20 protein-coding genes are annotated in these 20,534 nt (G+C 62.3%); 8 read left to right on the top strand and 12 right to left on the bottom strand.

What is annotated here, in order from left to right; translation table 11 throughout:
• Positions 1 to 208: 208 nt before the first annotated feature.
• The 7 genes from JNB89_RS17160 to JNB89_RS17190 all read right to left on the bottom strand — a co-directional run bounded on the left by JNB89_RS17160 (position 209) and on the right by JNB89_RS17190 (position 8,201).
• Positions 209 to 1,570 (bottom strand): amidase, encoded by a 1,362-nt coding sequence (locus tag JNB89_RS17160; RefSeq protein ID WP_220363052.1) that lies wholly within the window; start codon positions 1,568 to 1,570, stop codon positions 209 to 211.
• Between the two features lie 20 nt (positions 1,571 to 1,590).
• Complete coding sequence (locus JNB89_RS17165) at positions 1,591 to 2,571, bottom strand: ABC transporter substrate-binding protein (RefSeq protein WP_220363053.1); 981 nt, start codon at positions 2,569 to 2,571, stop codon at positions 1,591 to 1,593.
• 39 nt (positions 2,572 to 2,610) lie between these two features.
• The gene (locus JNB89_RS17170; protein ID WP_135894631.1) at positions 2,611 to 3,465 is read right to left on the bottom strand and encodes an ABC transporter permease; all 855 of its coding nucleotides are present in this window, start codon (positions 3,463 to 3,465) and stop codon (positions 2,611 to 2,613) included.
• Positions 3,462 to 4,238, bottom strand: coding sequence for an ABC transporter ATP-binding protein (locus tag JNB89_RS17175; RefSeq protein ID WP_220363054.1), 777 nt, complete (start codon positions 4,236 to 4,238; stop codon positions 3,462 to 3,464). Before JNB89_RS17175 ends, JNB89_RS17170 begins: the two co-directional genes overlap by 4 nt.
• A gap of 53 nt (positions 4,239 to 4,291) precedes the next feature.
• Positions 4,292 to 5,605, bottom strand: a complete 1,314-nt coding sequence (gene oxlT / locus JNB89_RS17180) for an oxalate/formate MFS antiporter (protein WP_013343404.1) — start codon at positions 5,603 to 5,605, stop codon at positions 4,292 to 4,294.
• A gap of 112 nt (positions 5,606 to 5,717) precedes the next feature.
• On the bottom strand, positions 5,718 to 7,328 hold the full coding sequence (locus tag JNB89_RS17185; RefSeq protein ID WP_220363055.1) for a gamma-glutamyltransferase family protein: 1,611 nt from the start codon (positions 7,326 to 7,328) through the stop codon (positions 5,718 to 5,720).
• Positions 7,329 to 7,454: 126 nt separating this feature from the next.
• On the bottom strand, positions 7,455 to 8,201 hold the full coding sequence (locus JNB89_RS17190) for a GntR family transcriptional regulator (RefSeq protein WP_220363056.1): 747 nt from the start codon (positions 8,199 to 8,201) through the stop codon (positions 7,455 to 7,457).
• A gap of 398 nt (positions 8,202 to 8,599) precedes the next feature.
• Between JNB89_RS17190 and JNB89_RS17195 the strand changes: the two genes are divergently transcribed.
• The 5 genes from JNB89_RS17195 (at position 8,600) to JNB89_RS17215 (ending at position 13,480) form a co-directional block, all read left to right on the top strand.
• Positions 8,600 to 8,989 carry a VOC family protein gene (locus tag JNB89_RS17195; RefSeq protein ID WP_220363057.1) on the top strand — a complete coding sequence of 130 codons (390 nt, stop codon included), beginning with the start codon at positions 8,600 to 8,602 and terminating at the stop codon, positions 8,987 to 8,989.
• A 618-nt stretch (positions 8,990 to 9,607) separates the two neighbouring features.
• On the top strand, positions 9,608 to 10,447 hold the full coding sequence (locus tag JNB89_RS17200) for an ABC transporter permease subunit (protein ID WP_220363058.1): 840 nt from the start codon (positions 9,608 to 9,610) through the stop codon (positions 10,445 to 10,447).
• Positions 10,444 to 11,184 (top strand): ABC transporter ATP-binding protein, encoded by a 741-nt coding sequence (locus JNB89_RS17205; RefSeq protein WP_220363059.1) that lies wholly within the window; start codon positions 10,444 to 10,446, stop codon positions 11,182 to 11,184. The genes JNB89_RS17200 and JNB89_RS17205 overlap by 4 nt, the downstream gene beginning before the upstream one ends.
• Positions 11,185 to 11,216: 32 nt before the next feature.
• Positions 11,217 to 12,221, top strand: a complete 1,005-nt coding sequence (locus JNB89_RS17210; RefSeq protein ID WP_220363060.1) for an NrtA/SsuA/CpmA family ABC transporter substrate-binding protein — start codon at positions 11,217 to 11,219, stop codon at positions 12,219 to 12,221.
• A 14-nt stretch (positions 12,222 to 12,235) separates the two neighbouring features.
• Positions 12,236 to 13,480, top strand: coding sequence for an acyl-CoA dehydrogenase family protein (locus tag JNB89_RS17215; protein WP_220363061.1), 1,245 nt, complete (start codon positions 12,236 to 12,238; stop codon positions 13,478 to 13,480).
• Positions 13,481 to 13,526: 46 nt separating this feature from the next.
• Here the strand turns inward: JNB89_RS17215 and JNB89_RS17220 are convergent, their stop codons facing one another.
• Positions 13,527 to 14,582 carry an LLM class flavin-dependent oxidoreductase gene (locus JNB89_RS17220; RefSeq protein ID WP_220363062.1) on the bottom strand — a complete coding sequence of 352 codons (1,056 nt, stop codon included), beginning with the start codon at positions 14,580 to 14,582 and terminating at the stop codon, positions 13,527 to 13,529.
• Between the two features lie 276 nt (positions 14,583 to 14,858).
• Between JNB89_RS17220 and JNB89_RS17225 the strand changes: the two genes are divergently transcribed.
• The gene (locus JNB89_RS17225) at positions 14,859 to 15,803 is read left to right on the top strand and encodes a cupin domain-containing protein (RefSeq protein ID WP_220363063.1); all 945 of its coding nucleotides are present in this window, start codon (positions 14,859 to 14,861) and stop codon (positions 15,801 to 15,803) included.
• Here the strand turns inward: JNB89_RS17225 and JNB89_RS17230 are convergent.
• On the bottom strand, positions 15,800 to 16,765 hold the full coding sequence (locus JNB89_RS17230; RefSeq protein ID WP_220363064.1) for a LysR family transcriptional regulator: 966 nt from the start codon (positions 16,763 to 16,765) through the stop codon (positions 15,800 to 15,802). The two genes, JNB89_RS17225 and JNB89_RS17230, sit on opposite strands and share 4 nt — an antisense overlap.
• 468 nt (positions 16,766 to 17,233) lie before the next feature.
• Between JNB89_RS17230 and JNB89_RS17235 the strand changes: the two genes are divergently transcribed.
• Positions 17,234 to 17,674 carry a DUF488 family protein gene (locus JNB89_RS17235; RefSeq protein ID WP_220363065.1) on the top strand — a complete coding sequence of 147 codons (441 nt, stop codon included), beginning with the start codon at positions 17,234 to 17,236 and terminating at the stop codon, positions 17,672 to 17,674.
• A 197-nt stretch (positions 17,675 to 17,871) separates the two neighbouring features.
• Here JNB89_RS17235 and JNB89_RS17240 read toward each other — a convergent pair whose 3' ends face one another.
• Entirely contained in the window at positions 17,872 to 18,240 is a 369-nt protein-coding gene (locus tag JNB89_RS17240) for a winged helix-turn-helix transcriptional regulator (protein ID WP_220363066.1), read from the bottom strand.
• Positions 18,241 to 18,332: 92 nt separating this feature from the next.
• On the opposite strand from JNB89_RS17240, the gene JNB89_RS17245 reads away from it, so the two are divergent.
• A complete protein-coding gene (locus JNB89_RS17245) occupies positions 18,333 to 18,917 on the top strand; it encodes a glutathione S-transferase N-terminal domain-containing protein (RefSeq protein ID WP_220363067.1) in 585 nt (194 codons plus the stop codon).
• 229 nt (positions 18,918 to 19,146) lie between these two features.
• On the opposite strand, the gene JNB89_RS17250 is transcribed toward JNB89_RS17245, so the two are convergent.
• A complete protein-coding gene (locus tag JNB89_RS17250; protein WP_220363068.1) occupies positions 19,147 to 19,350 on the bottom strand; it encodes a hypothetical protein in 204 nt (67 codons plus the stop codon).
• Between the two features lie 146 nt (positions 19,351 to 19,496).
• On the bottom strand, positions 19,497 to 20,522 hold the full coding sequence (locus JNB89_RS17255; RefSeq protein ID WP_220363069.1) for a GlxA family transcriptional regulator: 1,026 nt from the start codon (positions 20,520 to 20,522) through the stop codon (positions 19,497 to 19,499).
• Between the last annotated feature and the right edge of the window lie 12 nt (positions 20,523 to 20,534).

Consider the following 20,534-nt stretch of genomic DNA (forward strand, 5'->3'; position numbering starts at 1 on the left):
ACTTCCGCGTCGGGCCGCCCTCCATCGAGCCGTTGAACGACCCATCACCGGAATGTGCGCTGCCTGACGCCACTGTTGCTAACGCATACCCTGGGCGCCGATTGCGCTGAGCTTGGCCCTATCGTCTGCCGATCCGCCGGGCGGATACGCTACAACGCGAACCCGCCACAGATACGGCTTATGGCGTACACAGTGCAGCTTTCTGCCGTCACCCTTGCCGCTGAGCCACCGCCCTTTGCCAGCCGGTGCGTGCTTCGACCCACTCCGCGAGCGTCAGCAGATCGGCGTCACGGTGAGCGGCGCCTACGAGTTGCGCGCCGAGCGGCAAACCGGCCGGCCCGAATCCGACTGGCACGGTCACAGCCGGCACGCCGAGAAAGGTCCACGGCGCACAGAACGACGCGTCGCCCGTGTAGTCGAGCCCGCGCGGCGGCTCACCGGTGGCCGGCGCCACCAGTAGAGCATCGAGCGCCATCGCGCGGGTCAGCCAGTCGTGGAAGCGGTGCGCCATCGGCATCTGCGCCGCCTTGATGCGGGCGTAGACGGTCGCGGGCAGCGAGCGCCCCTCTTCGACGAGACCGCGCATCGCCTCGCTCACGAGTTCGGGCGTGCGATCGACCAGGCCGCCGTGTGTGATCGCCGCTTCAACCGACATCAGTTTCAACGCATGCCCAGGCGTTTCGAAGATCTCGGCCGGCAGATCGACCTGCACGATCTCGACGCCGTCTTGCGCGAGTTGAGCCGCGAGCCTGTCGAGCGCAGCCTGCTGCGCGGGATCAATGTCGCCGCCCGCCTGTTTCCTCAGCACGCCGATGCGCCGCGTGCCCGTGCCGCGCGCGGTCGTGGCCGATTGCTGTACGTGCGGTACGTGCGATACGTGCGGATCCGCCGCATCGACGCCCGTGATGAGCGCAAGTGCGTAGGCCACGTCCGCGACGTTCGTCGCGAACATGCCGACGTGATCCAGCGACCACCCGAGCGGCAACACGCCCGTGCGTGCGATCGCACCATAAGTCGGCTTGAATCCGACAATGCCGCAATACGCCGCCGGCCGGATGACCGAGCCTTGAGTCTGCGTGCCGAGCGCGAGCGGTACGATGCCAGCCGCCACCGCGGCCGCCGAGCCGCTCGACGAACCGCCCGGCGTGAAGCCGTCATTCCACGGGTTGACGGTCGGCCCCGGTTTGCGCCACGCGAATTCGGTCGTCACCGTCTTGCCGATGATCGATGCGCCCGCCGCACGCAGACGCGCGACCACCCAGGCATCCTGCTCCGGGCGCCGGCCTGTGTAGGCGGGCGAATTGAATTCAGTCGGCATGTCGGCGGTATCTATAACGTCTTTCACCGCGACCGGCACGCCCGCCAACGGCGCGGCCGCATCGACGGCCCCGGCTGGCGCGGTCTGCGGCAAATAGCAGAACGCGTGCAACGACGCTTGCGATTCCCGGGCCGCATCGTAGGCGCGCGCGACGTAATGCCCGAGCGCGGCCTCGCCCGAGGAAACCGCGGTACGGATCCGGGCGATGGAGGCCGTCGCGCCGATGCTGGAAGAAGCAGAGAAGGTGGTCATGGAGGCGTCGGTCAACGATGTCATTTCGCGGCAAGCGCCGGCTGGATGTAATTCTGAACGATGAATCTATCGTAGTTGGGCTGTTGTTTGAGGTTGCCCAACGCGATCTGCGTGTCCATCGCGACGCTCAGCGCTTTGGGCGTGATGCCTACGTTCTTCGGATATACCCCTTCGTCCAGCATGCGCTTGACCGCCGCGTCGACCACTGCGGGTTCGAGTGTCGGGAATTCCTTGCGCGCGATGGCGGCCGTTTCCGCAGGATGGCTTTGCATGTAGAGCAGCGCGTTTTGCAGACCCTTCACGAACCGCGCGGCCGCATCCGGGTCGATGCTGCGCCTCGCGGAGATCGACGAGAACGCATATTCGCCATAGAGCTTCGGAAAGCCGAGCACCACTTTCATGCCTTTCGCGACAGCCTGATCGAGACCCGGCTCGTACATGACCGCGATCTTCGCCTGGCCCGCGACAAGCGGCCCGATTTCCGAGCCGAGCGGCACCTGAACCAGCTTCACGTCGCTTTGCGACATGCCGTTCTCCTTCAACAGCTTGAAGAACAGCGACGTGCTCGTTGTCGGCATCTGTCCCGATACCACGACCTGATCCTTGACGTCCTTGATGCCGCTGAATTTCACGTCCGGTGCAACTGCGATCCACACCGCCGCGCCGTTCACGACATTCGCGATCACGTCGACGTCGGCACCCTTTTCCGCGGCCACGGCCGTCCATTCCGGACCGTGCAGCGAGAAATCGGCGCTGCCCGACAGCACGGCGGAAAGCGCCGCGCTGGGACTGCCCGCCGTCTGCTTGTTGACGTCGAGCCCCTGCTTTTCGAAGAAGCCGCCGTCGATTGCGACATAGAGCGGCAAATAGAGCATCGACTGGAATGCCTGCGAAATAGTCACTTTCTTGCCGGCGGCAAGCACCGGCGATGAGACGGCTGCAACGGTCAATGCGAAAGCGGTGGTGAGCGCGGCGAGCGCCTTTGTTGCGGTCAGTGCCATCGTTTGTCCTGTATTGAAGGGTTGGACTGTCGGAATGCGTTAAACCTTAAGCGTGCTAGCGTTCGACGCCTGCCGCCACGGCAGCAGCTTGCGCTCGAGCATATCGATCAGGAAGTAAAGGACGAAGCCGATCGCCATCAGGACGAACAGCCCCTCCCACACGGTATTGAGGTCGTACAGGCTGGAGGCCGTGAAGATCATGTGCCCGAGACCTTTTTCCGACGAGATGAACTCGCCGACCACCGCGCCCACCAGACCGAAGCCGACGTTGATGCGGAAGGTGGAGATCACATAGGGCAGCGTGAACGGCACCACGACTTTCATGAACACATCGTTCTTGTTCGCGCCAAGCGTGACGAGCAACGCCTGCAAGTCGGGATCGGCGTCCTTTGCGGCCTCATAAGCGGCAATCAGCGCGACGATCGCGGTGAGCGAAATAGCCAGCGCGACCTTCGAGATGAGGCCGGTGCCGAACCACAGAATCACGATCGGTGCGAAAGCGATCTTCGGCACACTGTTGATCGCGACGATGAACGGCTCGATCAGCCGCGCGACGAACGGCGAATACCACAACGCGAGCCCGCACACGGAACCGACGGCCGTGCCGAGTACGAAACCGAGGATGGCTTCGAACAGCGTATAGCCGGTGTCGATAAAAAGCTGATGCGAGTGCACGTCGCGCACCAGCGCCGCGAAAATTTTCGACGGTGAGCCGACCAGGAAATTCGATACCCAGCCGACACGCGCCGCGCCTTCCCAGATGGCAAAGAACGCGATCACCGCAAAGAACTGTAATGCCGCACGGCCCCAGCCGCTGTCGAGCACAAAGCGCACGCGGGGCTTCGCTGCACGTTGTGCCGGCGCCGATTTACCGATGGAAGCGGATTGCGTCATGCTGCCTTCACCTCCGTCTGAATATCCAGCTCGCCGCACAATGCGTGAAAGTAACCCGCGAAGTTGGGGTCGCTGCGAGCGCCGATCGGCGAACGGGCGGCAATCTCGATGTCGTAGATCTTCTTCACCTGCGAAGGCCGGCCGCCGAGCACCACCACGCGTTTCGATAAAGCCACCGCTTCGTCAATGTCGTGCGTGACGAGCACGACGGTCTTGTGAAACGTCTCGACGGCTTCCATCAACACTCCTTCGAGATAAAGCCGCGTCTGGTAGTCGAGAGCCGAGAAGGGCTCATCGAGCAGAATGATGTCGGGATCGTTGATCAGCGTGCGGATCAGCGCCACGCGCTGACGCATGCCGCCCGACAGCATGCGCGGATACGCGTTCTCGAAGCCCGCAAGGCCATACGTATTGAGGTATTCCATCGCCATGTCACGCGCCTGCGCGGCCGGCATCTTCGAAAGTTCCGGTCCGATCAGCACGTTTTGCAGCACGGTGCGCCACGGCAGCAGCAAGTCGCGCTGCATCATGTAGCCGACCTTGCCGCGCAAGCCGCCGACGCTTTGCCCGCGATAGACGATATCGCCGCTGTCCGCCTCGAGCAGGCCGGCGATCACGTTGAACACGGTGGTCTTCCCGCAGCCCGAAGGCCCGATGATGCTGACGAAATCCCGCTCGTGGATATCGAATGTCAGCCCGCCGAGAACCTCCATGGAGCCGAGTTTGTTTGAAAACGATTTACGGATATTGCGTAACGCAAGCTGAACTGGCATGTCTCGTCCTCGTCGACGTTTCCGGAGTGCACTGCAATGAACGGCGAGTAGAATCAAACGCCTTGCTGCGCGGCGAGGAAGCGGCGGCGCATCGGCTTGAGAACGGCAATGGCCAGCAGCGCGGTGACGATGTCGAGCGTGATCGCGGTCGAAAACACCGGCACCCAGCTTCCCGCGTACTGATGCATCAAGGCCGCGAGCGGGCCGCCGAAGATCGAGCCGATCCCCTGGGAGATATACAGCCAACCGTAGTTTTCGGTGGCGTGACGTGTGCCGAAGGTGTCCGTCAGCGTCGACGGGAACAGCGAAAATATTTCGCCCCAGCCGAAGAACACGACACCCGACAGCAGGACGAACAGCACGGCGTTATCGCGCGTGAGCAGCCACAGCGCCATTGCCACGCCTTCGAGCGCGAACGCGAAAAACATCGTGTTTTCGCGTCCCATCCTGTCAGACACCCAGCCGAATAGCGGCCGTGTCAGCCCGTTCGTGAAGCGGTCTATCGTCAACGCCAAAGGCAATGCGGCCATGCCGAACACGAGCACCTTGGTCACGCCGAAGTCGGCGGCGAAGGTGGCCATCTGCGAGGTGACCATCAGGCCCGACGTGGACATCATGGTCATCATGGCGAACATCAGCCAGAACAGAGGCGTCTTCAATGTCTGCGACGGGCGAAAATGGCGGCCTGTCGGCGCGGACGCCGAAGCGCCGGAATTGCAAGGCGCGGCAGCATCGTGCGCCGGCGGCACACGCAATCCCTGCGAAGCCAGCAGACCGACCACCGCGAACGCAATGCCGAACATCCACAGCGTCGCGTCGATACCGCGCGCCTGCAGCGACGTGGAGATCGGGAAGGTCGTGACGATCGCACCCATGCCGTAGCCGGCCGCGACCGCGCCCGCCGCGAAGCCGCGATTGGTCGGAAACCAGCGCACCATCAGCCCCACCACGCCGACATACACAATGCCCGTGCCGAGGCCGCCCACCAGGCCATAGGTCAGGTAGAGCATCGGCGCGCTATGCACTTGCGAGGCGAGCACCCAGCTCAAACCCGACATGACCGTGCCGATCGAGATCAGCATGCGCGGCCCGAAGCGGTCGATCAGCTTGCCCTGAAACGGCGAGAAAAACGTCTGCAAGATGATCAGCAGCGAAAACGTGACTTGCAGTTCAGGCAGCGCAATACCGAGTTTCGCGGCAAGCGGTTTGGTCAGGAGCGTCCATACATATTGCGGGCTCGAAATTGCCATCATGCAGACGAGACCAAGCCCGAGCTGAAGCCAACGGTTATGGGTCGCGCTGGCGGAGGCGGCGCCCGGTTCCTCCGACACGATGGGTTGAAGCGAAGATTGCAAGCGTGTGGTCATGGTGACTCCATTTACTGAGCAAGTGCCTGCCGGCAACCGGCAGGCGTGCAGCGTCCTCCGGGCCTTCGAGGCCGGACCTGCAATCCGATTGAAAATTAGCGCGCGTGTGCGTCTACCAGCCCGCGGCTGCCCCGTCACTGCGCGGGTCGTAGCCCGCTTCAATCAATCCGTCTGGATACCGAACGATTGCGCCGGCGTGTCCCATTGCTTCGTCGTACGGTTGCATCGTCTCTACTTCATGGCCGAGCGCTTCGAGCCGGGCCACCGTGCCGTGCCCAAAGCGCGCTTCGAGCTTGAGCGTGTCGGTCGACTGGCCCCAGGTGCGGCCCAGCAGCCAACGCGGCGCGTCGATCGCGGCTTGCGGATTGCAGCCGAACGTCGCGATGCGCGAGAACACGGCGCTTTGCGATTGCGGTTGACCGTCGCCGCCCATGTTGCCGTAGACCATTGTGCGGCCATCGTCAAAACGTGCGAGCGCGGGGTTCAGCGTGTGAAAAGGCCGGCGCAGCGGCATCAGCGGATTGCGCGCGCGCTCGTCGAGCGAGAAACTGCAACCGCGGTTCTGCCAGTTGATGCCCGTGCCGGCCAGCACGATGCCGCTGCCGAACTCGTGATAGATGCTCTGGATAAAGCTCACCGTGACGCCGTTGCTGTCGGTCACGCCAAGCCACACCGTATCGCCTGGCCCGTGGCCGGCGCCCCACGGGGCGGCTTGCGTGTGCGAGATACGCGCGGCCATCGCGTCGATTGCGGCCGGCTCGAGCAACGCGCGCGGATCGACCTGCATGTGATCGGGATCGGTAATCTCGGCATCGCGTACGGCGAACGCGAGCTTGGTCGCTTCCACGCATGCGTGCACGAACTCCGGGCCGAGCGGGTCCATGTCTTTGGTCAGCACGCGATCGAGCATGCCCAGAATCAGCAGCGACACGAGCCCTTGGGTCGGCGGCGGCATGTTGTAGATGGTGCCGAGCGAGTGCTGAAGCGCGAGCGGCGTTCGCATGCGCGCCTCGTGCCGTTCGAGATCGGCGAGACTCAGCAGCGAGCCCGCCGACTGTAGATCGCTTGCGATGCTGCGTGCGAGGTCGCCGCGATAGAAGTCGTCGAAGCCCGCGTCGGCGAGACGTTCGAGCGTGGCCGCAAGACGTGGCGCGACGAAGCGCTCGCCTGTCGCGGGCACGCGATCGCCAGGCAGAAAAGCGTCAGCGAAGCCCGGGATCGGCCGCAATTCGGCGAGACGGCTTTCGATGCACTGCGACTGGCTGCGTGTGACCGGCACGCCGTGCTTCGCGTAATGGATCGCGTCTTCCAGCAGGCGTTTGACCGGCAGCCGGCCGCCGAGTGTTTCAGCCGACCAGCGGTGCGCGCGCTGCCAGCCGGACACGGTGCCGGCCACCGTATTGGCTGCGAGCGGGCCGCGCGTGGGAATTGCCTGGAATCCGCGCGAGCGGTATTCGTCGATGGTCGCGGCCAGCGCCGCCGCACCGCACGCCTCGATGCCGACCGGCTCGGCGCCGGGGCGCGAGATCAGCCAGAAGCCGTCGCCGCCAATGCTGTTCATGTGCGGATAGACGATCGCGATTGTCGAGGCGGCGGCGATCATCGCTTCGACGGCGTTGCCTCCTTCACGCAGGATCGCCAGAGCGCTCTGCGCGGCGAGCGCGTGGGGCGCCACCGCCATGCCGCGGCTTGCGCGGCTGGGGTTCAGGAGTTCGGATGGCATCGGAAACCCAGGCTTTTGCTTGTATACATGCCCGATGCTTTTGCGAAAACCGTGCCAGCAGGCCGTGTCTGCTGAGAGCCTTCTCCAGAAGGCGCTTAAGAGACGCTGGTATCCCAGGGCATGTCGCTAGATGGTGCCGCGCAACCTCGGTGGTGCATAAGGAGCGCTGTGAGGCTCCGATGCGGTGCGGGCGCGTTGCAGGCGCTCGGTCGTGAGTGTTCGGACTTCCGCGCGGCTACCTTCTATATGCCGGCCCAATAATTCGACGGCACGATCCGCAGCGAGATCGCGGATGGCGGCCAGAATCGCGACGTGTTCGTCGTAAGTGTCGTCTATGCAATCGCCGTAAACGAGGTCGAGCCGCCGCACCACGCGGATGCGGTCGGTCACGCGCTGCATGGCCGTGGTCAACTCGGCGTTGCCGGCGGCGCTGACTAGCGCCTCGTGAAAGGCTTCGTCGAGCGCTACCATTTCGCGGCCGTCGCGAACGCGCTGTGCCTGAGGGACGTTCCAGATGCCGTCGAGCCGATCGAGCATCTGCCGGGCGGTCTCTGAGAGCGAGCCGTCCGGGCCAAAGAGCCGGCTGACTGAATACGTTTCGATCAGCTTGCGCATTTCATACAGATCTTCGAAGCGCTTGAAGTCGATGGGCACGACTTCCCAGCCGCCGCGCACATAGCCGCGCATCAGACCGTCGCTTTGAAGGCGTTGCAGCGCCTCGCGCGCCGGGGTGCGCGAAACGCCGAAACGATCGGCGATGCTGCCTTCGGTCAGACGATCGCCGGGCAGCAGGCGCATGTCGAAGATATCGTCGCGCACGCTGAAATAAACGTGGTCAGCGCGCGATGAGGTGGAGCGGGTTGTGTCTTTCACGCACGAGCCCAGGATAAACGGATTTCGGCAGTGACTATCGGTCACCGTCAAAACATCCGTCAACAGAAATTTAATGTGCCGGTGCCATCGTGAAGCCAAAGACTTTGACGACATCAGCAGCTCTCCGAGCTATGGCTCGATCGCCCGAGGACCGAGCGGCGTTGAACTATACCGCTTGTGATCGCGTATGGTGTCGAGTGAGCGCTCGGGGCGCGGCAGGAGCTATCTAATAGTATTGAATGCGCGCAGTGCGCTTTTAAAAAAAGCCGGCTCAGGGAAGCCGGCTGAAAGTTCTGGTGATCCGAGGGCCGTGCCAGAACTGAGAGGGCGAGGAGGGTTTTTATCGCAGAGGCCTTCGGCAGAAGTTGATGCCAGAAGCCACAGATTTAATGGAACCAATGCAATCACATCTCAGGATCGCCAGGCCTGTCAGCGACCTTTCGCGGACAGAAAAGATATATTGCGCAGCGCTCAACCTGAGTGTGCTGGCAAAATTCCAGGACCATCAAGGGTTCGATGGGGTGATGCTCGGACGTTCCGGCATGGACTATCACTTCGAGTTCACACAGTGCCGGGAACATCCGGTAGCGCCAACACCGACGCGTGAGGATCTGCTGGTGTTTTACGTCCCTGATCGAACTGAGTGGCAGGCGACTTGCGATCGCCTGGCCGGGAGGGGATTTGTTTGCGTGCCGTCGCTCAACCCCTATTGGGACGTGTCCGGTAGAACCTTTGAAGACCACGACGGCTACCGAATCGTTTTGCAAAACTCGGCATGGTCGCGATGATTCATGCGAATGCGCTTGGACGCCGGTTCGAGCGCTTTTCAGCAGGTGGCGTCGCCTTTTAGAAGCATGCGCGGGCGTTATCAATGCACATACTATTCGTTGACGGTGGGGCGTGGGTGAGCAGGGCGGGCTTGCGCGCTGCCTCAGTTCTGCCGGCACCTTCGACACAATGGAGAAGGCTTGCCGCCGTCAACAATCGGGCTTCAGCGCAACAGCCCCGGCCAACCAACCTGCTGATGCACCGCTAAGATCGGCGCGCGCCACGGCGCCGAAAGAGCAGAACTCCAGGCGCATCAACAATCGCTCACGGCCCGAATGCAAAAAATGGCCGTCGGACCTTCCATCTGGAAATTGCGGGAAAGCAAAGCATAAAAAAGCGTTTGTCAGGGCCTTGCCTGACAGCTTCTAATAATCAGCTTGTCGCGGTGGGTTGAAAGCGACTTGCACCGGGAGCGAGCGTCCATGCTCGCTGCCCCGAACGAGTCGGCTCGACGCCCGCCAGCAAGCCGCACCCCGAGTCTCCTTCATCAACGGCAAAGCAATCGCGCTCTGCGCAGTGACGATCGGCTTCTGATCCGCACTGCCGCGCGCCGTCTGCACAGCTGACATGGAAATGGCATGGCCGACCTGACCTCTACCCGCAGCCGCTATGTCGCGGCCCAACCAACTCGCACCGGCGTTTCCCGGACGGCGCTGTACAGCTGGCTTTCGTGGATGATCCCGGCCGCGGTACTGCTGCTATGGGAAGCTGCGGCCCGCCTTGGGTTCATCGCACCGCAAGTGCTGCCTGCCCCCAGCAGCGTGCTCGAAACGGCGTTCAATCTAGCCCGCAACGGCGACCTCTTCGTTCATCTCGGCGTCTCGCTGCTGCGCGCCGTGAGCGGGTTTGTCATCGGCGGAACGCTAGGCCTTGCACTGGGCATCGTCGTCGGTTTTTCGCCGCTCGCGCAGGCGCTTCTCGATCGCTCTATCCAGATGGTCCGCGCGGTTCCGTTCCTCGCGATGCTGCCGCTCGTGATCGTGTGGTTCGGAGTCGGCGAAACCGCAAAAATTTTCCTGGTCGTGCTGGCGGTGTTCTTCCCTATCTATATCAATACGATGCTCGGCATTCGCCAGCTTGACCCGAAGCTATTGGAGCTCGCGCGTGTCGTCGGGCTCGAGCGGACGGCAATCGTGCGGCGAATCGTTCTTCCGGGAGCAATGCCGTCGATTCTCACCGGCGTGCGTTATGCGCTCGCGCATGCATGGCTCGCGCTGGTCATCGCCGAAACGCTCGCCACCACCAAAGGTATCGGCTTTCTCGCGATGGACGCGCGCGAATTTCTCAACACGAACGTGATCGTTCTGACCGTGATCGTCTACGCGATCATCGGTGTCGTGGCCGACGCGCTCGTGCGCCTGCTGGAAGCCCGCTTCCTCTCGTGGCATGCGAACTACGCGAAAGGAGCAAGCAAGTGAGCCAAAGCATCGCCACCGTCCGCAATCGTGTCGCCGCAGACGCGGTCAACCTCAGCGCCGGCGCGCCCACACTGGCCGTAGCCGTCCGTGGATTACAGCGGCGCTATGGCAGCCGCGTCGTGATCGACTCACTGGATCTCGACATCCACAAGGGCGAATTTGTCGCACTGCTCGGCGAGAGCGGCTGCGGCAAGACAACGCTATTGCGCGCGCTTGCGGGACTCGATCTGCCCGACGCGGGGACCATCCGCGCGCCGGAGCGCCCGTCGGTGGTATTTCAGGAGCATCGTCTGCTGCCTTGGGCGACGCTGTGGGAAAACATCTCGCTCGGTCACGAGAAAACGATTGACCGCCGCGGCGCCGCGCTTGCGCTCGCCGAGGTGGGACTCGCCGGCCGCGAAGACGACTGGCCGCGCAATCTCTCAGGCGGTCAGGCTCAGCGTGTGGCGCTCGCACGGGCGCTCGTTCCGGAGCCGGCGCTGCTCCTGCTCGATGAGCCGTTCGCCGCGCTCGACGCGCTGACTCGCATCAAGATGCACGGACTCGTCAAGGAACTGGTCGCGCTGCACCAGCCCGGCGTGCTGATCGTCACGCACGACGTCGACGAAGCGCTGACCCTCGCCGACCGGATACTCGTGATGCGCGCCGGTCGCATTGCGGCTTCCTTCCGGCCGAAAGAGCAGGCCGGCGAGCTGCGTCCCATTCTGCTCGACGAACTGGGCGTGCCTTCTCACTAACCATATCGCTATCAATAGAAGGACCCAAAAGCATGACTGATTCATTGTTGAGCCGCCGCCAGGTGTTGCGCGCGGCGGGCGGCCTGCTGGCAGGCGTCGCTGCCGGAGGGCTCTTTCCTGCGCACGCAGCCGAGCCGCGCAAGCTGACGCGCAACACCGACACGGTACGCGTTGGCTGGGGCTATGGCAGCCTGCCCGACATCGCAAAGCAACGCGGCGTGTTCGAAAAGACGCTCGCGGCGAAGGGTATCAAGGTCGAATGGATCGGGCCGTTCCCGAACCATGCGCCGTCCATTCAGGCCGTAGTCGGCGGCAGCGCGGACTTCGGCTTCTGGGGCTCGACGACACCGGCGCTTGCCGCAATGCTGGCCGGCTCGCCGATCGTCTTCAATGCGTTCGACATCTATTCGCCGCGCTCCACTGCGATCATCGTGAAGAAGACCAGCGGCATCAACTCGGTTGCGGATCTCGCGGGCCGCAAGGTCGCCGTGAACCGCTCGGGACTTGGCGAATTCCTGCTGATCGCGGCGCTGGAAAAGCATCGCGTCGACCGTGACAAGGTGCAGTTCGTTTATCTGAATCCGCCCGATGCCGCGCCGGCTTTTGCCCAGGGCAAGGTGGACGCGTGGTCGATGTGGTCCCCCGGCGTGGACATTGCGCGCTTCTCGAACGACGCGAAGGACATCTTCAACGAAGGCCGCGACCTGGACTTTCTGATCGACTACAGTTCGCTGGTCACACGCCGCAAGTTCACCGAAGAAAACTCGGAGCTGATTCGCGCGGTAATCGACGCATATCACGTGGAAGGCGCGTGGCAATCGGCACACTCGGCCGAAGCGGAGCAACTTGTGCAGCGCGAGGGCAAGTATCCGGATCAGGTGCGTGACTATCTCGCGAGTCTCAAGCGCGTGAACCATTTCTACGAGGCCGACGACGCTGCCTTCATCGCGCAGTTTCAGCGCGCCGCCGACTGGCTCGCGGAGCGCAAGATCATCAACTCGCGCATCAAGGTCGCTGACTACAGCATCAGAGTTTGAACCCGGGCGCCCGCATGACTGATACCAATAGCAGCAAGGACGCGAGCCGCGCACAGGGCATCTCGCCGTTGACCGTCTCACTCGGTTTCGCGAAGACTATCGCCGATATTGCGGCGACCGCGGCGGCGCGCGAACGGGAGCATCGCTTACCGCACGATGAGATCGCGCAGTTGAAGGCGCTCGGCTTCGGCGCGCTGCGCCTGTCGCGGGAGCAGGGTGGCCACGGCGTGTCGCTTGGCGATCTGTTCGTCGTCGCTCGCGACCTGGCGGCGGCGGATTCGAACATTGCGCACGCGTTCCGCAATCATCTGTGGCAGGTCGAGACGGCGCTAAGGAAGAAGGACCATCCGTTCCACGCGCACGTGCTGAGGCTTGCCGCGCAGAAAAAGACCGTTGGCCTGAGCTTTACCGAGAGCGATGTGACGGCGGCCGGAGCGCGCCCGACGAAGGTAATGACGCGACTCGAATGGGATGCTGCTCGCGACGTGTACATCGGTTCTGGAGAGAAGGTCTACGCGACGGGCAACCTCTACAACGACGCCTTTGTCGGCTCGGCGGTGGAAAGCCGTATGGGGCGAACTGTCCAATACGTGCTGGCGCGGGGCGCGGGCGTTAGCAACGACGACGACTGGAACGGGTTCGGCCAACGGCTGACCGGCTCGGGCACGGCCCGCTTTCGGGACGTCACCGTGCCCGCGGCACACCTGTACCCGCTCGATCCTCCACGACCGGACGAGGCCGCGCCCTGGGGCTTTACGTTCCATCAGGTCTATCTGACCAACTGCATTGCGGGCATTGTGCGCCGGGTCGCACTGGATGCCGTCGAAGTGTTGCGCACGCGCAGCCGCAATTTCTATCACGGCGAAGCCGCGCATCCCGCCGACGAACCCGTGCTTCAGTCACAACTTGGGCGCATCCGTGCGTATGCGGCAAGTGTGGAAGCGACCGCAGACCGCGCGGTCGCTGCGCTCCAGCAAGCGTGGGACGCTTACGATACAAGCGGCGAATACGAAGCCACGCTTGCTGCCACGCTCGCGGCGTCGGAGGCCAAAGTCGTCATCGACGACCTCGCGCCGCAAATAGCGAGCTGGCTGATCGATCTTGGCTCGGGCTCGGTCGTCTCGCGTTTCGGCGCGCTCGACCGGCATTGGCGCAACATCAAGGTGATTGCATCGCACAATCCGCGGCTATATAAGGAACGCCTGCTCGGACAGCATCTGCTGACCGGCCAGTTGCCGCCGACCGGCGCGTTCTTTTAGACCCGCCCGGTCTTCCTTTGCGACTCGGGTGCGATGACCCGAGCGCTCAGCCAAGCAGACGACGCACGCGCGGCATGACTTCCTCGGCAAAAACGGCCATGTCGGCCTCGAAAGGCTGGAACTGCAGCATGAACAGTTCTATGCCGGCACGGTGGAAGTCGACGACGCGTCGAGCGACCGTGTCGTAGTCGCCAACGAGCCCCGCAGCCGTGCCGCCATTCGAACCGACGCGAGGTGAGCGCGCGAACGTTTGGTGCATGACTGCATTCGGATCGATGTTGGCCTTTTGCCGCTCGCGCAGCGGCTTGTCGAGCTCTGCAAGCGCAAACAGGTGATCGAGGTGAGCCTCGGCGAGGGCCTGCGTTTCCCGCGCGATCACGAAGGCCGACAGGCCGAAGCGCAACGCATCCTGGTGAGGAGGCCGCGCACGCGACGAGACGTCCGCTATGAGGCGCACCACGTCGTCGTGCGGTTGTCCGTTGATAAACCACACGTCGCCATGAGCCGCCACGAGCGAGCGCGCCGGCTCCGACTCGCCGCCGACATAAATGCGCGGCCGCGCGCGGAACGGATCGGCCGGACGCAACTGATAGTCGTCGATGCGGAAGTTGTCTCCGCGATGCGTGACGGCTTCGCCCCGCAACAATGCGTCCACGACCGAGATCCATTCGCGGCCGTATGCATAGCGCTCGTCGTGTTCGGCAAAGCCGATGCCGGCCCGTTCAAGCTCCGGACGATTCCACGCGTTGACGAGGTTGATCGCGAAACGTCCGCCGCTGATGTGTTCAATCTGCTGCGCCATTTTCGCGAGCACGACCGGATGGTACAGATACGGCTTGATTGCGGCGATGATCTCGATGCGCGACGTCAGCGCCGCCAATGCGGCCGACGCGGTCCACGCTTCGAGTTGATCGAGCGACGGGTCATGCGGATTGACGGTGTGCTGCGCGACGAGCACAGAGTCGTAGCCGAGCCGCTCGGCTTCGAGCACTAGCGCCTTGTTGCGCGCCCACGAAGCGTCGTACGGTTCCGCGGGATCCTGAAGCGCCGCACGGCTTCCATGTACGAGCGCCCAAACGCCGAAGCGGGGAGGATTAAACATCGCCTGTGACTCCGGAGATAGAGTGAGGAAACTGTCTATCCTAACGCGCGCCCGCTGATGGCTTTCGAACTTCTGACGATATGCAATTGCCGGATCGGCATTAGGGTGCAGAGCCGCGACCACAACGGATGGCGCACCGTTTTGCGCAAAACTGATTTCGACGTTCGGTACTTCTTGCGACAACGCTTGGAGCCTACAGTCAGCACAACCTTCGGACGCGGCACTCTTCACCACAATGGGCCCGCACGAAGCGTCTAACAGCCGAAAGGAGCAAACATGCTGACAAGAACATCTTCCGCGCTTCTCGCCGAACCCGACGTGGCGACCGAAGACGCACAGTACTTCGAATACACGTCATCCGCGAATCCCATCGGCTCGAAACTCATCTCGCGCGTGCCGTTCCGCAATTTCCCGCCCACGCTTTATGCCGACGGCGCGACCCGGGTCGTGCCGCTCGACCTGTCCGCCGAACTGGGGTGTCCCGGCCCCGCGACCGGTCCTGGTTTGAGCGCGAGCTTTCTGCGTATCGTGGCGGGCGAAGCCTTGACCCTCGACCCCAACGCGACCTCCCAGGTCTGCTACGTGATCGGCGGAGCCGGCAGCATGAAGCAGGGCGCAACGCACTTTCCGTTTGCACAGGGCGACTTCTTTACGCTTCCGGGCGGCGCTGCTGCTGTGCTTTCCGCGGATACGACCGCGACGCTGTATTACGTCAATGATGCGCCGCTGCTGACCTATCTCGGTACAACGCAGGTACAGGCGCGCTTTGCGCCAACCCGCTATCCGGCCGCTCGCGCGCAGGCAGCATTGCGCGAAGTCGCGGAACAAAGCAACGCGGGCCGCCGCAATCGCATCAGCGTGCTGATGGGCAACGCCCGCTTCCCGCAGACGCGCACGGTCACGCACGTGCTGTGGGCAATGTTCGGCATCGTGCCGCCGCATTCGGTGCAGAAGCCGCACCGACACCAGTCGATCGCGCTCGACTTCATCGCCGGCGGCGGGCCAGGCGTCTATACGCTGGTCGGCACCGAACTCGATGCGCAGGGCGATATCGTGAATCCGACTCGTGTCGATTGGGAAGCGGGCATGGCGTTCGTCACGCCGCCTGGATACTGGCACGCGCACTTCAATGAAACAGATGACAACGCGTATGTCATTCCGATCCAGGACGCTGGCTTGCAGACATATTTGCGCACGCTGGACATCCGCTTCGCGCGCTAAGGCGCAGGTGCCGGTGCGAGCCCGTCGTCCCAGTACGGCGGCTCGCCGAATGCTTCGGCGTAGAAGTCCACGAAGGCACGCACTTTCGACGAAACAACTTTCTTGGGCGGATACGCCGCCCAGACGGCGGGGGCGGCTCGTCCGGTTCGCGCCTCCCATTGCGGCAGCACCTGCTGCAAGCGTCCGGTGCGCAGGTCGGCGCCTGCCAGCCACGTTGGCAGCAGCGCAATGCCGCAACCGGCCACGGCGAGCGCGAGCAGCGCTTCCTGGTCGCCGGCACGCACGCGCCCCTTGAGTTCCACCACCATCGACTCCGACACCTTCTGCGCCGGCTTCGACTTCGCGGCGCTTCGCGCGAAGAACCATTTGTCATCCGGCATGAGCGACAAGCGAAGCGCATTGTGCGCGGACAGATCGTCAGGCATGCGCGGGATTCCATTACGCTCAAAATAGCCCGGGCTGCCGCAGACGATACGACGATGCGGCGCGAGGCGTCTCGCCATCAACGACGAGTCGGGCATCACGCCGGTACGGATAGCCACATCGATGCCTGCGTCGATCATGTTCAGCGTTTCGTCCGTCGAGACGATGTCGAGGTCGATGTGGGGATAGCGCGACATGAAGGCTGGCAGATGCGGAACAACATGCAGCCGTCCGAACGCAGGCGGTATCGTTACCCGCAGCACGCCTTGCGGTGAGCGATTCAGCGATGACGTGACTTCCCTTGCGTCGTCGAGCGCTTGCAACGCAAGCAGTGCATGTTCGCGAAAGAGACGGCCACCTTCCGTCAGAACGAGTCCGCGTGTCGACCGGTTGAATAGCGCAATGCCCAGGTCTTTCTCTAGCTCGCTTATGTAGCGCGAGACCGTTGAGGTTTTGACGGACAGTTCGTTGGCGGTCTTGCTGAAACTCTGTAGTTCCGCTGCGCGAACGAAAGCCCGTACTGCGGCGAAGTAGTCCATGGGACGAGTTTAAGGGGCGGCTCTGGCTTTCTTCTGCCTTTTCTTCTGGCTGCCTTGAAAGCGCACTGCGAAGGGGCAGTCGGTGTGGAAACGGATGCTGCCAGGGTCGAGCATGGCCGGTCAGCAGTCGCGCAAATTATATCGTTCAATATCAGAGTGTGGCCGATGGACGGAGGTTGCCAACGGCCGCTTATGGGGCTTTTGGGCCGTTTATGGGCCCTTGTGGCCCTTATGGCCCCTTGTAGTCCCTTGTAGTCCCTCATGGCCGCGTAGGAAGCTCCATTTTGCAGAACCTCATCTGGCAGAGTTAGACTCGCGGGGCGGCGCATCGCATTTCAAGAGCGACGATGCCTTCGCCGTTGCCCGAGCGAATAACGGGCGAAGCGGGTTCCGCATCGTGCAGCCGCCGGGCATCAGGCCCTCGACGAGCAATACTTATTTTCAGGCTGTCTACGAAGGAATACGGAAATGGACGTGGCAACGATCGGGTTCACCAACAAGTCCGCCGAGAAGTTCTTCGGTCTATTGCGTCAGGCGCAGGTGCGCGCGCTGCTCGACGTTCGCTTGAACAACACATCGCAACTCGCCGGGTTCGCAAAGAAGCCGGACCTTGGATATTTTCTATCGCAACTTGTTGACGTGGCGTATCTCGAGCTGCGCGACCTGGCACCTGAGAAGCAGATGCTCAAGCGATATCAGGCGAAAGAGCTGAGTTGGGACAACTACGCCGCTGAATACGTCGAGCTGCTGGCAAAGCGTGGGGTCGAGCGTAACCTTGATATCGCGCTATTCGATCGGGCCTGTCTCTTGTGCAGCGAAGACAGGCCGGAACACTGCCATCGCAGGATTGCCGTTGAATATTTGAACCTGTGCTGGGACGACAAGCTGAAGGTAACGCATCTTTTCTAGTATGAAGGTGGCAGACGAAAGCCAACGGAGTGGTTCATAATGCCCGACACCAGAACTGGGCCCTAGCCGTCACGCTTCGGCCAATGTCGTCCATTCTGCATCGGTGCCCGGATTGTCGACCCATACTTTCAGCGTCGTCGAGAAGGGGGCTGCAAGGGTTGCACGCTGGTCGTTTGCATCGTCCGTGATAGCAGCTCTCAGCGCCGCTCGTCGTAGCGTGACCGGTTGTCATGAATCACCGCCCGATGTACCCGTGCCCATTCTGCGAGTTGCCGGACGGACTCCGCCAGTGACTGTCCAAGCTCAGTCAACGCATAGTCGACCTGCGGTGGCGCCGTGGCACGCACCGTGCGCTCCACCATCCCGTCGCGCTCCAGATTCCTCAACGTTCGCGTCAGCATCTGCTGCGAGATACCGCTCACGATCCGTTTGATGTCATTGAAGCGTCGCGGCCGCTCGCGAAGCGCGACTACAACCTGCATCGTCCATTTTTCTCCGACCTGACTGAAGATTTCGCTGACACCACTGCAGTTGCGCGGCGCGTCGATAGGCGTGGTCATATCCATATGACTTGGTCCTGAAGATATGCGTTTTCGGCAGATGATCACTTGTCAGATACTAGGTGCTCGTTCCGCCCTCCTGGTGTCTCGACAATATCATGAAGCTTTTCTATCATCCCGGCGCCTGCAGCCTCGCCGTTCACATCGCGTTGATCGAAGCAGGCTTGCCGTTCGAACTCGTTAGCATTAGCCGCGACAAACGCACTGCCGATGGTCGCGATTTTCTCGACCTCAATCCGCACGGATTCGTCCCGACTCTCGAACTCGACGATGGAAACGTGCTGAGCGAAGCGTTGGCCAATCTTGTTTATATCGCCGAACGAACCGGAAGGTTACTGCCGAAAGAGGGCCCCGTTCGCTGGCATGCAATCGAAGCCGTGTCGTTCATGACCACCGAACTCCACGGCGGTTTCAAGCCGTTGTGGAAGCGCGCGCCCGAGGCCGAGCAAACTACGGCGAAGCAGATCTTGACCAGGCGTTTTGCAGCGCTTGCAGCGCAGCTTGGCGACAAACCGTTTGTCACAGGCGTTCACATTACCATCGCAGACCCGTACCTGTACGTGATGCTGAGATGGGCGAGAACGCACGGCATCGTCGTGCCGAAGCTCCTGGACGCCTACTATGGTCGGATGCATGAGCGACCGTCAGTCGAAAAGGCGCTGACCGGGGAAGGGCTAGGGTAACGCTGTGCAGCGCCGTAAGCGCAGAAGTCGCCCCCGCATTAGTACAACCATAGCGGCCCGCACGCACCCTTGGCCTGACTCGAGTTCGCATAGAGTTACCGAGACTAAGCGCGAGGATTTTTCGTCTGCGTTGCAATGGGGGCATGGACGCATCGTTCGGGCTAGCTATCGCCAGCGCACCAGTCGCCCCGGTTCATGCACTCAATGTCGAGCTAGACCGCGTGTCTACTCAGATTTTTAGAACGCACTTGCCTTGGTTGGGTGGCGCAACGGCGTGAACGTCGACGATTTCGGCCGAGTGATCGACTGCGATTTTTAATGGGCCGGAGGGCACGAAATCGCCTGGGAGAATCGGCAGGTCGCCGATATTACGCAGCATTAAACCTATCGCATAAACACCATTGCCTATCTGCAAGTTCGATCCTGTACTCATGACGAGTTGTGCAGCCTCAGGCGCTCCGTCGGGAAGGTGCCGGTCCAAGGTCGCGGTGTAGGACGCTGGTAATCCCCTACGGTCACCATCGCAGACGCAACTTCCAGAAAGTCGCGCCGAGGCCCGGTGCTGGACTATATGGACCGTCAGGTTTGCGAGTCGTCTTGCACCTCGAACTGCGCGCGGGCACGTCCGGAAGCTCCGCCCGCAGTTGACCGGAAGCGATGCCGGTACTCAAGCGGGCTAAGACCAAGGCGGCGAACAAAGATACGTCGCAGCGCGTCGGCGCTGTCGAATCCACAGCGCCGCGCAATCTCCGCAACCGTGTGCTGGGTACTTTCGAGCATGGTACGTGCTGCATCGATGCGCGCGTGATTCAGGAACGCTATCAGGCCCACGCCACATTCCCGGCTAAAGATCCTGGAGAGATTGCGCGGGCTCATGTGGACACGTTGCGCCAGCGATTCGACGCTGTGCTCAACGTCGAGGTGGTCCATCATGTACTGCTGAACCGCCTGAACATGTGTGTTATCCGATGCCTGAGTCTCAAGCAGTGAGCTGAACTGCGACTGACCGCCTGCGCGGCGCACGTAGACGATCAGATATTTCGCAACGCCGAGTGCAATCTCGCGGCCAAAGTCTTCCTCGATCATCGCTAGAGCGAGATCGATGCCGGCAGTGACTCCCGCAGTCGTATAGAGGTTCTCGTCCTTGATATAAATTAAGTCGGGCTCGACATTCGCTTTTGGAAACATTGACGAAAGCCGCGCCACATCCATCCAGTGGGTCGCAACGGTCCGGCCATCGAGCAGACCGGCGGCACCGAACGCGAATGCGCCGTTGCAGATTGCAGCGAGTCGACGTGTCTGGCGTTGCTGGGTGCGCAGCCAGTCGCTGATCGTCGTGTCCTCGAGCACGTCGAAGACCCCGAGACCGCCTGGCACTATGACCGTGTCGAACTGGGGGCACGGGTCGAAGATCGTTCGATCTGGCTGAACCGTCAAACCGCTTGAGGATTTGATCGCACCTCGCGTCGTACCAACGGTGAGCATTTCGTATTCAGCGGTACGTTTTGAGACAAGGCTCACTTCGGCAAAGGCGTCGCGCGGTCCGGCGATATCCAACAACTGGAAGCCAGGGAATAGCAGCATCGCTACGGTTATCTTGCGCATTGGGAGCCTTGT

The sequence above is a fragment of the Paraburkholderia phenoliruptrix genome (assembly GCF_019511605.1).
In the GTDB taxonomy this organism is placed as follows: Bacteria; Pseudomonadota; Gammaproteobacteria; order Burkholderiales; family Burkholderiaceae; genus Paraburkholderia; species Paraburkholderia phenoliruptrix_A.